Raw genomic sequence first — 14,002 nt, forward strand, 5'->3', positions numbered from 1 at the left:
CGCTCAGGCGGTGCGCGTCTGGCCCAGGGGTTCCCGTTCGGGGACCTGGGCTGCGGCCAGCAGGCCCTGCATCACATCACCGACCACGATGACGCTGGGGCTGGCCAGGCCTTCGCGGGCGATGGTGGTCTGCAGCTCACCCAGCGTGCAGACCGCATGGCGCTGCGTGGGCAGGCTGGCGTTGTGCACGATGGCCACGGGGGTGGTGTCGGGCAGGCCGTACAGCAGTTCGTCTTGGATGTGGGCGGCACCGCTCACACCCATGTAAATCACCAAAGTCAGCTTGGCCTGGTAGGCCGTGTGCGCCAGTGCGCGCCAGTCGGTACCGGTGTCGCCGGGCTTGGCGTGGCCGGTCACAAACACCACGCCATGCGCGTGCTCGCGGTGCGTCAGCGGCACGTTCAGTGAGGTGACCGCGGCCAGGCCGGAGGTGATGCCATTGATGACACGCACGCGGATGCCGGCAGCCTGCAGGTTCTCTACCTCTTCACCACCACGGCCAAAGATGAAGGGGTCACCGCCCTTGAGGCGCACCACGTTTTCGCCTTCGAGTGCGGCGGTGACCATGAGCTTTTCGATAAACGACTGCGGTGTCGACTTGCAGCCCCCGCGCTTGCCCACGTGCACGATGCGTGCTTCGGGGGATGCGTAGGCCACGATGGCTTCGTTGACCAGGTCGTCCACCATCAGCACCGTGGCGGCCTGGATGGCTTTGAGCGCTTTGAGGGTCAGCAGCTCCGGGTCGCCCGGGCCGGCGCCGACCAGGGTGACCTGGCCTGCCGCGTTGGAGTCGGAGAGATCGTGTTTCATAGTGATTCGACTAACTGCAAGATGTGGGCCACCTGTTGCGCAATGGGGGCGGGTACGGGCTGTGCGCCGGTCATCACACTTTGAATATAGGCTGCGGTGGTGGCTGCGTCCAGTTGCGTGGGCAGGTTGGGCAGGCTGGTCAGCGGGCCGGCCTGGTGCTCCTGCAAGGTAAAGGTCTGACCGTTCACAAAGGCCTGCATCGTGGGCGTGCGGCGCGGGTCGGCCACGGCCTCGCCCTCGGTGCCGCGCAGCAGCAGGGCGTTGGCCTGGGTGAGTGCAAAGGTGGCGGCCATGGAGATGGCGTATTCGGGGTGCGTGTAGCTGCTGACGATGAGGCTTTTGCCCACGCACGGGTTCATGAGCTTGACCAGGCTGTGTGCCGGGTTGCGCAGGTTCACCACGCGGCGCACCTCCAGCAGACGCTGCAGCCCGGGGCTCAGCAGGGCGGTGGGGACAAACGCCACCTCACCATTTGCTATCTTTTGAATAGCTGCTTGCGCAGGTATACCAAGGGCTGCGAGCACTTCTGACGTAAAAACCCGGGTGGACTCGGTGGCCGTGCCGTGGATCAGCACCGGCAAGCCCTCACGGGCCAGCAGCAACGCCAGCAGCGGTGTAAGCAGCGGAAGCTTGCGCGCGCCGTTGTAGCTGGGGATGACCACCGTGGGCCGGTCGCTGGCGGGCAGGTGCTGCAGGCGCGCAGCGGTGGCGTCCAGAAAACCGGCCATTTCTTCTGCCGTTTCGCCCTTGATGCGCATGGCCAGGCAAAAGGCGCCAATCTCCAGATCGGTCACTGTGCCGTCCAGCACCTGACCGAACAGGTCCGTCGCCTGCTCGCGGTTCAGCGCGCGGGCACCGTCCTTGCCGCGTCCGATTTCCTTGATGTACTTGCCAATGGCCATAGGGGGCTTGTCTCTGTTCTGGGTCAGGCCTGAAACTGCGCCAGGTCCTGGGCGGAATAATCCCCTCGCAGCGTGCCAACGCAGTACTGCAGCCAGGTCTTGGAGAGCTGGCACAACACGCCCGGTGTTTCTCCGGCAGCGGCATCAAAGCGCACCACCGCGTCCACCATGGAGGGAGCTGCATTGTGCGGCATGTCTTTGCCCGCGCTCGCTGCGGCGACTGTGGGCACGACTACTTTGTAGCCTTCTCCTGCAAAGGCCGTGGAGTCTGCCCCTCGTGCACCACGCGGCGGATGGTGGAGACGGCGGCACACCTGAGCGACCACGTCTTCCCCCGCCTGCCGGTGCGCCAGTGGGTGCTCTCCGTGCCCAAGAGGTTGCGGTACTTCATGCAACGCGACGGAGCGGTGCTGAGCATGGTGCTGCGCATCTTTCTGCGGGTGATCGCACAAACTCTGCAGACCCACAGCCCCGGTGCGGCCCATATGGACAAGGCAGGCCTGCACATCGGTGCCATCGCCTTCATTCACCGATTCGGCTCCAGCCTCAATGAACACGTCCACTTCCACGTTTGTGTGGTGGGGTCTCCTCGTTTTCAGTGCAATAAGTGACGGTACGCAAAGCTAGCACTGGCGCGGGGGTGGTCTGGGTAGACCGTTGATTTCATTGACTTTCCTGTTCGCTTTGTAAACGGGTATGGTGGCCTCCCACTTTTGAGGTTCACGATGCAGGGTTGGCACACAACGTTTTTGGGGATGCGTGGGCTCCCCCGCGATATCAGCGACTTCGAGATGAAGGCATTTTTCACCTTCGATGGTGCCGAGCGCGACGCAATCAATGCACGCCGAGGTGATTCCCACAAGCTTGGTCTGGCGCTCCATATTGGTTTCCTGCGCATGAGTGGGCGTTTGCTCGGTGCCTTTCGGGTAATTCCAGTAGCCTTGTGGCGCCACCTTGGCAACGAGCTTGGCATTGCAGCACCAGAAGTCGCCTCGCTGAGAGCCATGTATGAACGCGGGCGCACGCTATTCGATCACCAACAAGTAGCCTGCACGGTCCTTGGATTCCAGTGGATGAGCGAGCACCAGCGCCGCTCACTGGTACGTGAACTGCGCGACGAAGTGGCGCGCTGCGCCGACCGCGATCAGCTACTCGTGCGGGCGCGTCAATGGCTGTACAAGAACAAGCTGGTGATCGTGCACGAGCGGGCAATTCGGACACTGATTGCGGCGGCACTTGCCCAGCTTGAAGTTGAAACAGGCACCGCCATCGCCGCCAGCGTTGATCCAGCAACACTTGATCGCTGGCGAGCCTCAGTTTCAGAGCTGCGCCCAGATGGACAAACCCAGCAGAGTTGGCTATGGGCTGCACCGGCGAAACACTCAACCCGCCAAATCAGCGAGGTACTGGAGCGCATCGACCTGCTTTACACGCTGGACGTTCATAAGCACCTGGCAGACATCCCCGATCTCATCTTGCGCCGCTACGCGCGCCGACTTGTCTCCAGGCCGCCCTCAGCCGGAGCCAAGATCAAAGAGCCAGCGCGCACCGTGGAGGTCGCATGCTTTCTTCGGTATTGCCTGTTCACCACCACAGACCAGTTGATCCTTATGGTGCAGCGCCGGATCGCCGATCTGTGGCGTCAGGCTGCCGCCGATGTCCCCGCTACCGTCAATTGGGCCGCAATGTACAAAACGCTGCTCGGCGAACTTGTTGCCTTGAGCGCGCAAGGTGCGGTGCCAGATGCTGAGTTGCGTGCCCGTCTTGAAGCCTTGATCACCGAAACCCAGAAACGCAAACCACCGAGCAGGGCCTCCCTGGTCCGCGAGGGATTGATTGATGGAATTCGCCCCGTGCGGTCGTTGCTCGTCGCCATTGCAAAGCTGCCCTGGCAGGCCACCGGCGAGCATCCTGCCATCGAGTACCTTGCCAAGCTGCAAGCTTTATATCTCAAAGGATCCAGAAAGCTGCCAGTTGAAGTGGTGGCACCAAGTCTGGGAATGATCTGGCAGGTTTCGATCTCCAGCCCAGACCGGGAACGGGCGTTTCAGGCGTTGGAGGTGGCCACCCTGTTTGCCCTGCGCCGCGCGGTGCGCAATGGCTCGGTCTGGATTGAGCACAGCCTGAGCTTTCGGGGTCGTGCGCGCTTGTTCTTCACGGACGAGCGTTGGCAGGCAGAGTCCAAGAAACACTATGCCCGTCTATCGTTACCCAGCAAGGCTGCCACTTTCTTGAAGCCTTTGCTGGCCAGAGTAACTGCCGGTGTCGATGCGGTGGCCGCTGCAGCCCGCAGTGGCGTACTGCGCGTGGATGATGAACTCCATTTGTCGCCATTGCCCGCAGAGGACGAAGACCCAGAAGTGACCAAGCTGCGCGCGGCTTTGGATCACCGCATCGGTGAGGTTCAATTGCCGGAAGTGATTCTGGCCGTTGACGCCCAGGTGCGCTTTAGCTGGATCATGCTCGGACGTGAGCCGCGCTCTACCGACGAGCTGCTGATGGTCTATGCCGGCATCATGGCCCACGGCACCAGTCTGACTGCGGTCGAATGCGCGCGCATGATTCCGCAATTGTCTGCCACCAGCATTCGCCAGGCCATGCGCTGGGCGCGGGACGAACGGCGTCTGAGCCAGGCCTGCCAGGCTGTGCTGGAATTCATGCAGCGACACCCGATTGCCGCCACCTGGGGGCGGTCCGATTTGGCATCTTCTGACATGATGAGCATGGAGACCACCAAACGGGTGTGGCAAGCCCGGCTTGATCCTCGGCGCAACACACCTTCCATTGGAATCTACTCCCATGTAAAAGACCGGTGGGGCATCTTCCATGCGCAGCCCTTTGTGCTCAATGAGCGCCAGGCGGGCGTGGCCATTGAAGGTGTCATCCGCCAAGAAAAGCTGGAGACCAGCCAGCTTGCTGTGGATACCCATGGCTACACCGACTTTGCCATGTCACATGCCCGTTTGCTTGGTTTTGATCTTTGCCCGCGGTTGAAGGAACTCAAACAGCGCCACCTCTTTGTGCCACGCGGCACCAAAGTGCCCGCAGAAATCGCTGCGGTGTGCGAAGCCAATGTCGACGTCGCTTTGATCGAAAAGCATTGGGATAGTCTGGTGCACCTGGCAGCCTCGGTCATGAGCGGACATGCCAGTGCGGTGGCAGCTCTTGCGCGGTTCGGTTCTGCCGCCCAGGGCGATCCAATCTATGAGGCTGGCGTGCAATTGGGGCGGTTGCTGCGTACGGCGTTTTTGGCTGACTACTTTGTCAAGGACGCTTTCAGGAACGAGTTGCGCCGGGTGCTCAATCGGGGCGAGGCTGTTAACGCCCTCAAGCGCGCCATTTATACCGGCCGGATCAGCCCGGCGCAGGCCAAACGTGTCGATGAAATGCAGGCTGTGGCCGATGCGTTGAGCCTGATGGCCAACATCGTGATGGCGTGGAATACCTCACAGATGCAGGCGGTCCTGGATCGCTGGTCGAACCGCCGCCAGGTCATTCCACCGGAACTGATCGGGAAGATTGCGCCCACCAGGCTGGAGAGCATCAACTTGCGGGGTGTGTTTCGCTTCCCGGTTGACCGCTATGCTGACCAAATCCTGCCTTCGCGGCCAAATGCATCGATAACTGGCACCAATGGATGAAACCGACCACGGTTTGACGCCACGAATCGCAGATTTGAAAGTGAACAGGAAAGTCAATGAAATCAACGATCTACCAACACCACCTCCGCGCCAGTGCTAGCTTTTCGTACCGTCACTTATTGCACTGAAAACGAGGAGACCCCTAATCGAGCGCTGCTTTCCCAAGGGCACCCGGATGACCGAACCCCAAGGGGGCTACTTTGTCTGGCTGGAGTTGCCTGGGGGAGTGAACACCCTGGAAATTCACCACCAGGCCATGGCCCAGTCCATCAGCACGGCGCCTGGGGTATTGTTCTCGGCCGACCGGCGCTTCACGCGCCATTTGCGGCTGAATCTGGGGCATCCCGTGACCCCACAGATCAAGGCGGCCCTGAAGCTGCTGGGCACCTTGGCCAAGGCACAAGCACACCGCAACGCCCAGTGAGACGGATACAGCCCCGTCTCTGCAACAGGCTCTAACGAATACCCACCTTGCGCTGCTGCTGACGCACGTAGGCCGTGATGTGGACCACATCGTCCGCCGACAGCCCGGACACTGGCGGCATGTCGCCAAACTTCCAGTGGTGCGCCCGGCTGCCGTAGCGCACAGCCGCCTGAAAAGCAGCATCGCTGTGATGCGAAGGTTCATAGACCGGGTGCAGCAACGGTGGCCCCCGGTCAGAACCCTTCAAGTCCAAGCCGTGGCAGGCGGCGCAATGCTGCGCGAACAGCCGCTGGCCTTGGGCAGGCTGAGGCATCAGCCCCGGTGCAGGCTGGGGCAGCGGCAGGGTTTGCGCCAGCGCCATGTTCGCCGCCAAACTCAGCCAGAGGGTAAAGGTCTTGTGTGTGAAGTGCATGTTAAACAGGTTAGGATCAAAAGCGGCACGGCACGGCACGGTGGGGGGCCGTGGCCTTTCAGGGCCGCCAGCGCCGCAGCAGTAGGGCATTGCTCATCACGCTGACCGAACTCATGGCCATGGCCGCCCCTGCGATCACCGGATTGAGGTAACCCAGCGCTGCCAGCGGGATGCCGGCCACGTTGTAAATGAAGGCCCAGAACAGGTTCTGCCGGATCTTGGCCACGGTACGGCGCGACACCTCGAGCGCCGCAGCCACCAGGCGCGGGTCACCCCGCATCAGGGTGATGCCGGCTGCATGCATGGCCACATCGGTACCATTACCCATGGCCAGGCCGACGTCGGCTGCTGCCAACGCCGGCGCGTCGTTGACACCGTCGCCAACCATGGCTACCACGCGGCCGCCCTGCTTGAGAGCCGCCACCTGCGCCGCCTTGTCGCCCGGCAGCACCTCGGCCAGCACCTCACCCTCTTCCGGACGCAGACCCAGGCGTCGCGCCATGGCCTCGGCCGCGCCACGGTTGTCGCCCGAGATCATCAGGGTGCGGATGCCGCGCGCTCGCAGCGCCGCCAGCGCCTCCTGCGCGCCAGGCTTGGGTTCATCGCCAAAGGCCAGTAAGGCACAGGGGGTCAGCCCGGCAGTGGTTCGCTGCACCAACAGCGACAGGGTGGCGCCCTGCTGTTGCAGCGCTGCCGCGCGCGGCGCCAGTGGGCCCAGCGCCACACCCAGTTCGTCCATCCAGCGCAGGCTGCCGATCAGGTAGCTGGCCACGCCCACCTCGCCCTCGCTGCCGCGCCCGGGCACGGCGCGCACATTGTCCGGCACCTGCACGGCCAGCCCACGCGCCTGCGCGGCCCGCTCCACGGCGCGTGCCAGCGGGTGTTCGCTGCCGCTTTGCAAGCTGGCCACGACCGCCATCAGTGCCGGCTCGTCTTGCCCGTCGGCCACATCAAAGGCCAGCAGGCGGGGTTGACCCACGGTCAGGGTACCGGTCTTGTCAAAGGCCACCACATTCACCCGGTGCGCCAATTCGAGGGCCTGCGCGTCCTTGATCAGGATGCCGTGTTTGGCCGCCACCCCCGTGCCGGCCATGATGGCGGCCGGTGTGGCCAGTCCCAGCGCGCAGGGGCAGGCGATCACCAGCACCGCCACCGCATGGATCACGGCGGCCTCGGTCGGGGCACCGGTCCACAACCAGCCCAGCAGCGTGAGCAGCGCGATCGCCAGCACCACTGGCACGAACACCGCCGAGACCTGGTCCACCAGGCGCTGGATCGGCGCCTTCGCCGCCTGCGCATCCTCCACCAGGCGAATGATGTGGGCCAGCACCGTCTCGCCACCCACCGCGTCCACCTGCATCACGATGCGGCCCTCGCCGTTGATGGAACCGCCGGTCAGCCTGGCACCGGCATCTTTGGCCACGGGCAGCGGCTCACCGGTGAGCATGGATTCGTCGACTTGGGTGTGGCCTTCGAGCAGACTGCCGTCCACCGGCAGGCGCTCACCCGGGCGCACCACCAGGCGGTCGCCCACCAACACTTCAGCCACGGGCACATCCACCTCGCCTTCGACGCTCATCAGGTGCGCGACATCGGGTCGCAGCGCGTGCAGCGCGCGGATGGCGGCCGTGGTCTGGCGTTTGGCGCGCCCCTCCAGCCACTTGCCCAGCAGCACCAGTGTGACCACCACCGCCGAGGCCTCGAAATACAGGTGCGGCATGCCGCCATGCTCGGCGTGGCCGGCGAACAGCCAGAGCCAGACCGACAGCGCCCAGCCCGCGCTCGTGCCAATCGCCACCAACAAGTCCATGTTGCCGGTCAAGGCCTTGAGGGCATGCCAGCCCGCCTTGTAGAAACGCGCGCCCAAAATGAATTGCACCGGCGTGGCCAGTACAAACTGCAACCAGGGGGGCAGCATCCAATGCACGCCGACCAGATCGGCCAGCATCGGCAGCACCAGCGGCAGCGACAGCGCCAGGCCCACCGCCACCGGTGCAAAACCGGCCCAGGGCGACTCGTCGGCTTCTTGCGCCAGCGCGTCGGCCGCGCGTGGCTCGTAGCCGGCATCGCGCACGGCGCGCCGCAATCGAGCTTCGACCTGATCTCCGGGCGCAAAACGGATGCGCGCCGATTCGGTGGCGAGGTTGACCGTGGCTTCGGTCACTCCAGGCACTTTTTTCAGCGCTTTCTCCACGCGAGTGACGCAGGAGGCGCAAGTCATGCCGCCAATGCCCAGGTCAAGCGTAGCGGCAGGGGAGGAAGAAGGATTTGTCGTGTTCATGTATTCATTCTCAACCTTACCATGATGGTAGAGTCAAGTCCCTTGTCGTATCTGAGGCTGAATAAAGAAATCTCACCCATGACTTGACCTTCCCACCATGGCAGGGTTCAGGATATGCTTTCCTTCAATCTCTTTTACCCAAGGAAGAACACCATGAACCAGACCTTTACCGTGACCGGCATGCGCTGCGACCATTGCGAAAGATCCGTGACGCGCGCCCTGCAGCAGATCGACCCGCAGGCCGAGGTCAAGATCGACCGTAGCCAAAACCGGGTTGAAGTTCAGACCCAGCAGCCGCGCGAGGTGGTGGTCAAGGCCATCGCCGATGAAGGCTATGCCGTCGCTGTCTGAGGCCTGCACCATGCGCAGCGCACATTGGCCCGTCAACATCGGCACGGCCGCCGAACTCTCCAAGGTTTCAGCCAAGATGGTGCGCCATTACGAATCGCTGGGCCTGCTGCCGCGCGTAGCTCGCACCGACAGCGGCTACCGACAGTACAACGAGGCCGATGTGCATACCCTGCGCTTCATCAAGCGCGCACGCGATCTGGGCTTTGCCATGGCAGAGATCGGCGAGTTGGTGGCGCTGTGGCAAAACCGCCGCCGTGCCAGCGCCAACGTCAAGCGCATCGCACAAAAGCATGTGGATGAGCTGTCACAGCGCATCGAAGCCATGCTGGCGATGCAGCGCAGCTTGCTGCAACTGCTGCACCACTGCCACGGCGACGACCGGCCCGACTGTCCCATTCTGGACGATCTGGCCCGGCCGCCAGAAGATCCCTCAAAAACCCTGCCTCCGTGTTCAGCGGATACCGGACATTGCAGCGTTCCACGGTGAATCGGGGCATCTTGCCTGTCACACCAGTTGCAGGAAATACTTCGTGAGGCAGTAGCACCGTTTAGGGAAACGATCAGACCGCAACGGTCTTGAAATCTATTCAGCGTCCTTTTGCAGACTGCCTATTGGCGCTACGAGTCGCTAACGACTGCTATCGAGAGCGTCCCTAGCTGACGGCTCATGGCCGATAGCTGTCGATGGTTACAACAATTGGACTAGTTGGTCACGTTGCTGGGTTGATTGGTCAACATCACTGGAATACGCAGTTTTGGTGCTTGACGTTCGGATGCCAGGCATGTCGGGTGTTGATCTCCAGGAAAAAATGAAATCACTGGGCCGCAATACACCCATCATCTTCATCAGTGGAGAGAGTGAGTCAGAAGAAATCATTCGTGCGATGAAAGGGCGGCCCATCGAGTTTCTTTGGAAGCCTTTTCAAATCCAGGACCTGATAGACGCCATCGACAGGGGGTTGGCTGTAGACGGGATCAATCGCCAGGACTTCATCCAGAAAAATGAGATTCGCCGCAAATGGCTGGCATTGAGTGCGCGCGAACGCGATGTTTTTGTCTTGATGTTGGCAGGGCATACCAACAAGGGCATCTCCGAACGTCTTGACATCCTGCCTGACACGGCCAAGAAACACCGCGCCAACATCTTGCAGAAGATGCAGGTGCCTCATTTGGCCGATTTGATGGCCCTTTGCAAAGGCCTTGACATGGAGGCGCTTGAGCGATGACCGATCCTTGGACCGAAGAGGAGGCATTGCTGCTTCAACAGCTAAGGCAGAAGGCCGGGCTGGACACCTCCCGGTTCGCCACAGAAAATGCGATTTCTCTCGTGCAGTTGCTGCAGCTTGAAAACGGCGGAGATACTTTGTTTTATTCAGCCGCCATCAAGGCGCATTTGGGTCGAAAGCTGATTGCGAAATTGCAAAAACGACCTGATGCCACGATTTGAATTGTTCAACATGGACGACACGTGAACAGGCTTGCTGCATTCGTTGGTTGAGAAAACCCAAGAGAAAATCCCAAAGAAAAAGCCCCTGCAATCACTTGCAGGGGCTTTACTTTTTGGCTCCTCGACCTGGGCTCGAACCAGGGACCTACGGATTAACAGTCCGGCGCTCTACCGACTGAGCTATCGAGGAATAGCTTTGAATTATAGAGTGATTTTTGGGCTGTTTTGAGAGGAGACACAAGATTTTTTAAAAATCTTGTGCTTCCGGTTCAGAAGCTGGCTTTGACACCCGCGCGAACGGTTCGCGGTGCGCCGGGATACAAATAATAGTGACCGAACTGTTTGGGCGATTCACGCCAATACTGGTGGTCTGCCAGGTTGTCGATGGCCAGCGTCCATTGCATGCGGGTGCCATCGATCCGTGTGTCGTAGTGCGTTGCAAAGTCGAGCGTGGTCCAGCCGGGCAAGTTGATGCTGCCGTCTTCGGTCACGCGTCGCGGTCCTTCGTGGCTCAGACGCAGGCTTGTGCGCAGTCCGGGGATGTCGGTGAAGCGGTATTGGGCCAGGGCACGCAGGGTGTATTTGGGTACGTTGAGTGGGCGGTTGCCAATTTCAGGATGCTGCTCGACATCGGAGATGCGGGCTTTAACGATTTGGGCTTGGCCTTGAACAAGCCACGACGTATTGCGCCAGGATGCGTTCAAGTCCACACCTCTGTGCTGCTGTTGCCCGTCTTGATAGCGTGTGAACGTGTACGAGGTGTTATCCCAGATGTCGTATGCAAGCGGTTTGGTAATTGCAAATGCAGTTGCGCTCCACGCAACTCCATGCGCTGGAGTCGGGCTGCGCAGTCCGACTTCAATTTGACGACTTTTGGCCACGGCCAGCAATTGGCCTGCATTTGTGAACAGTGGAGTATTGGGTACGGCTGACAGTTCAACCCCTTCGCCATAGGATGCGTAAAGTTGATGGTCATTGATTTGCTGTTGTGCGCCTATCCATGGTGTGGTAATGCTGCCTTCACTTTTATTGAGACCAGTGTGTGGAGCCTCAACGCATTCATAGGTTATGGGGTCGCATGAAGCATTGCGCTCACTGCTGCGAACGTATTGAGTACGTCGAGCACCAATCCATACCGATGTTTCAGGACTTAGCTGAATACGATCACGCAGGCTAAGTTCGGTGTTGTACTCAGACTTGTTGGTGTTGGGTGACAAAGGAGTGGGTTGAGCTTGACTGCTCGAGTCGCCAGACATGTTGGCCCAACCGGCGGTATTCCAAGCCTGCATGGATGGAAGTTGGTCGAGTTGTTTGTAGCGCAACAGCCCAATGCTGATGTTGTGTTGAGTGTTGGCAAATGTGGTTTGCCCTGTAACTTCTGTTTTAAGCGCATCGACTTTGCGTCTTTCGTTGTTGCTTCGGTAATCGTCTATTTCGAATACGCCATCTGCGCGATAGCGGTCGCATAAGCTGACAGGGCCCCCCAAGGTTGCAAAACAGTTGTAGCCGAAACCGTATGTCAAGTTGTCATCCGTCTTCAACCGCTGTCCCCCATATTGCGTGGTCCACAGCCAGCCGCCTTCCAGGTTCTGCTTGAATCGAATCGACCCGGTCGTGCCTTGGAACACGCCGGGCACCGACCAAGCTTGGCGGGTGAGGTTGCGGGTGCCGTCCACGGGGGCGGGCAGGGTGTCGCCCAGCAGGCTGTAGCCGTTCACGCCAAATTGCTGGCGTTCACTGCGTTCGATTTCCCATTCCAGTTTGCTGTCGGGGCTGATGCGCCAGTCCATGGCCAAGGCAAACAGTTTGCGGTGACCTTCGGTGTTTTTGATGTACGGGTCCAGGTCTTCATAAGCCACATTGAATCGGTAGCCCAAGGCCTGGTCCTGGCCAAAGCGGCCGCCCAAGTCCAAACCGGTGCTGCTGCTTTTGCCGGGGCCATAGCTGGCACTGACCGAGCGGATGGTTTCGTCCTTGGCCGATGGCGGGCGCTTGACCACGTAGTTGACCAAGCCGCCAGGGGCGCTGGTGCCCGCCTGGATGCCGCTGGTGCCTTTGAACAGCTCAATGCGCTCCTTGTTGTCCATGGGGATCATGGTTTCGGCGGAAATCGGCAGGCCCTCGCGGCGGTAGTTGTAGCGGTTGTCCAGGGTGTAGCCGCGCACGCTCAGCATGTCCCAATACGCGGGTGAGTTGTAGCTGTCGGCCACGCTGGCATCGAGTCGCAGGGCGTCTGAGACACGCTGTGCGCCGATGTCTTGCAGGGTTTGCTGGTCGATGGTGACGGCGCTGAAGGGCGCTTTGCTCAGCGGCACATCGCCAAAGCCGCTGACCTGTGAAGGCGCGGTATCGGTGATGATGATTTCTGTGGTGTTTTGCGCGTGGGCGTTGCCCAGTACCAGCAGGGCCATCGCACTGGCGATGTGGGAGGCGCGCAAAGTGTTGAACGTGTTCATTGGGGGGCAGATTCTGGGTTGGAAGGACGCGTGGCCAAAGCCAACGCGAAGGTGATGATCAGGCTCGGAATGGCCGAACCCCATTGGGGGGCCCAGTTGGCGCAGGTGTGAAACACCGCAATGCCGACAAGCCAGATGGCAGCGGCCAGCATATTCACGCTTTTGGAGGTCGGGACTGTTGGGGGCGATTCGGTGCCCAGGCGCGCGAGGATGACGCCATACAGTGGCACAAAAATCGAACTCAGCATCAGCAGGAAAGGCTCCAGGCTGTGCATGGGCAAGACAAGGGCCAATACCGTGCACAAAGCCGCGATGGAGACGCCCCAGCGGCGCAAAGACCAGGTGGGTTGCAGGCTGCGCGACGATACCGCGCCGGAGTACACATCACCATAGGCGTTGTCGAGTTCGTCTAGCAAGATCAAACTCAAGGCAAGCAAGCCGCCTTGCGCCAGCAGCAAGGCCGTCACCAGATCAGTGCCGGGCTCAGACACGCTGGCGACCAGTACACCGAGGCCATAGCACCAGACATTGGCCAGGGCATAACCGATCCAGGTGCCGCGCAAAGTGCCGACACCGCTGCGGCCATGCCGTGCATAGTCCGCCACCAGGGGCAGCCAGGATACGGGCATGGCCATGACCAGATCAATGGCGGGCAGCATGCCCATCGAGCCGTCACCGGGGCGTGCCATAAAGGCCGCCCAGCCTTGTTGTTGTGCCAGGCCCACAAAATGCCAGCTCAGCCAGAGCAGTGACAAGATAACCAGCGGCAATCCCACGCGGCTGAGAAAACGGCGAACGAGGGTGAGCATGGAGCCGGTCATCAGCAAGGTCAGCACGCCGCCCCACAGCAAAGTGGTCCACAGTGGCGGGAGATCAAGGCCAAAGGCTTTTTGGGTGATGGCGTGGGTGCCGTCACGCATGACCACCAGCTCGAACGTGGTCCAGCCGATGAGCTGCACGATGTTGAGTAGCACGGGCAGTCGGGCGAATGACGGACCATAAACTTGGTGGATCAGGCCCGCGCTGGACAGGCCGCTGTCGCAACCGATTTTGGCGACCCAGGCGAGCAAGCCCGAACCCAGCAAGGAGCCGAGCACGATGGCCAGCAGGGCGTCTTGCGTGCCCATGGCGGGCACCAGGTAAGCGCCGACCTGCATGACCAGCAGGCCCACGCCCAGGCTGAACCAGAGGGAGGCGTGCGATACGCCCGTGAAAACGCGTTCGGCGGCCGCAACCGGCTTCAGCGCTTCATTGGAAGGGGTTTGGAGGGACATGGGG

13 protein-coding genes, 1 tRNA gene and 1 pseudogene are annotated in these 14,002 nt (G+C 61.1%); 7 read left to right on the top strand and 8 right to left on the bottom strand.

Annotated elements, in window-relative coordinates; genetic code table 11:
* Positions 1-3: 3 nt before the first annotated feature.
* From cobA to ACZ5VE_RS05300, 3 genes are read right to left on the bottom strand one after another with little or no spacing between them, the layout of a single operon-like run.
* Positions 4-810: a uroporphyrinogen-III C-methyltransferase gene (gene cobA / locus ACZ5VE_RS05290; RefSeq protein ID WP_464456989.1), complete on the bottom strand. Its 807-nt coding sequence runs from the start codon at positions 808-810 to the stop codon at positions 4-6.
* Positions 807-1,712 carry a DNA-binding protein YbiB gene (gene ybiB / locus ACZ5VE_RS05295; protein ID WP_464456990.1) on the bottom strand — a complete coding sequence of 302 codons (906 nt, stop codon included), beginning with the start codon at positions 1,710-1,712 and terminating at the stop codon, positions 807-809. The genes cobA and ybiB overlap by 4 nt, the downstream gene beginning before the upstream one ends.
* A gap of 23 nt (positions 1,713-1,735) precedes the next feature.
* Positions 1,736-1,942 (bottom strand): hypothetical protein, encoded by a 207-nt coding sequence (locus tag ACZ5VE_RS05300; protein ID WP_464456991.1) that lies wholly within the window; start codon positions 1,940-1,942, stop codon positions 1,736-1,738.
* On the opposite strand from ACZ5VE_RS05300, the pseudogene ACZ5VE_RS05305 reads away from it, so the two are divergent.
* From ACZ5VE_RS05305 to ACZ5VE_RS05315, 3 genes and pseudogenes are all read left to right on the top strand, one after another.
* A pseudogene (locus ACZ5VE_RS05305) lies at positions 1,895-2,293 on the top strand (transposase zinc-binding domain-containing protein); the annotation flags it as partial. The gene ACZ5VE_RS05300 and the pseudogene ACZ5VE_RS05305 overlap by 48 nt on opposite strands.
* A 144-nt stretch (positions 2,294-2,437) precedes the next feature.
* Positions 2,438-5,353 (top strand): Tn3-like element IS1071 family transposase, encoded by a 2,916-nt coding sequence (locus tag ACZ5VE_RS05310; protein ID WP_003049965.1) that lies wholly within the window; start codon positions 2,438-2,440, stop codon positions 5,351-5,353.
* A 175-nt stretch (positions 5,354-5,528) separates the two neighbouring features.
* On the top strand, positions 5,529-5,777 hold the full coding sequence (locus ACZ5VE_RS05315) for a hypothetical protein (RefSeq protein WP_464456992.1): 249 nt from the start codon (positions 5,529-5,531) through the stop codon (positions 5,775-5,777).
* A gap of 31 nt (positions 5,778-5,808) precedes the next feature.
* On the opposite strand, the gene ACZ5VE_RS05320 is transcribed toward ACZ5VE_RS05315, so the two are convergent.
* Together ACZ5VE_RS05320 and ACZ5VE_RS05325 are read right to left on the bottom strand one after the other, a co-directional pair.
* Positions 5,809-6,189 carry a c-type cytochrome gene (locus tag ACZ5VE_RS05320; RefSeq protein ID WP_283224973.1) on the bottom strand — a complete coding sequence of 127 codons (381 nt, stop codon included), beginning with the start codon at positions 6,187-6,189 and terminating at the stop codon, positions 5,809-5,811.
* Between the two features lie 58 nt (positions 6,190-6,247).
* Positions 6,248-8,470, bottom strand: coding sequence for a heavy metal translocating P-type ATPase (locus ACZ5VE_RS05325; protein WP_283224974.1), 2,223 nt, complete (start codon positions 8,468-8,470; stop codon positions 6,248-6,250).
* Between the two features lie 153 nt (positions 8,471-8,623).
* Between ACZ5VE_RS05325 and ACZ5VE_RS05330 the strand changes: the two genes are divergently transcribed.
* From ACZ5VE_RS05330 to ACZ5VE_RS05345, 4 genes are all read left to right on the top strand, one after another.
* On the top strand, positions 8,624-8,821 hold the full coding sequence (locus ACZ5VE_RS05330; RefSeq protein WP_283224975.1) for a heavy-metal-associated domain-containing protein: 198 nt from the start codon (positions 8,624-8,626) through the stop codon (positions 8,819-8,821).
* Positions 8,805-9,308, top strand: coding sequence for a Cu(I)-responsive transcriptional regulator (gene cueR, locus ACZ5VE_RS05335; protein WP_291940523.1), 504 nt, complete (start codon positions 8,805-8,807; stop codon positions 9,306-9,308). Before ACZ5VE_RS05330 ends, cueR begins: the two co-directional genes overlap by 17 nt.
* Before the next feature lie 187 nt (positions 9,309-9,495).
* Positions 9,496-10,047: a response regulator transcription factor gene (locus ACZ5VE_RS05340; RefSeq protein WP_464457444.1), complete on the top strand. Its 552-nt coding sequence runs from the start codon at positions 9,496-9,498 to the stop codon at positions 10,045-10,047.
* Complete coding sequence (locus ACZ5VE_RS05345) at positions 10,044-10,268, top strand: hypothetical protein (RefSeq protein ID WP_464456993.1); 225 nt, start codon at positions 10,044-10,046, stop codon at positions 10,266-10,268. Before ACZ5VE_RS05340 ends, ACZ5VE_RS05345 begins: the two co-directional genes overlap by 4 nt.
* Before the next feature lie 114 nt (positions 10,269-10,382).
* Here the strand turns inward: ACZ5VE_RS05345 and ACZ5VE_RS05350 are convergent.
* From ACZ5VE_RS05350 to ACZ5VE_RS05360, 3 genes are all read right to left on the bottom strand, one after another.
* A tRNA-Asn gene (locus ACZ5VE_RS05350) sits at positions 10,383-10,458 on the bottom strand.
* A 79-nt stretch (positions 10,459-10,537) separates the two neighbouring features.
* Complete coding sequence (locus ACZ5VE_RS05355) at positions 10,538-12,724, bottom strand: TonB-dependent siderophore receptor (protein ID WP_464456994.1); 2,187 nt, start codon at positions 12,722-12,724, stop codon at positions 10,538-10,540.
* Positions 12,721-13,998, bottom strand: coding sequence for a purine-cytosine permease family protein (locus ACZ5VE_RS05360; protein ID WP_464456995.1), 1,278 nt, complete (start codon positions 13,996-13,998; stop codon positions 12,721-12,723). The genes ACZ5VE_RS05355 and ACZ5VE_RS05360 overlap by 4 nt, the downstream gene beginning before the upstream one ends.
* Positions 13,999-14,002 lie beyond the last annotated feature (4 nt).

The organism is Limnohabitans sp. INBF003, from assembly GCF_055396645.1.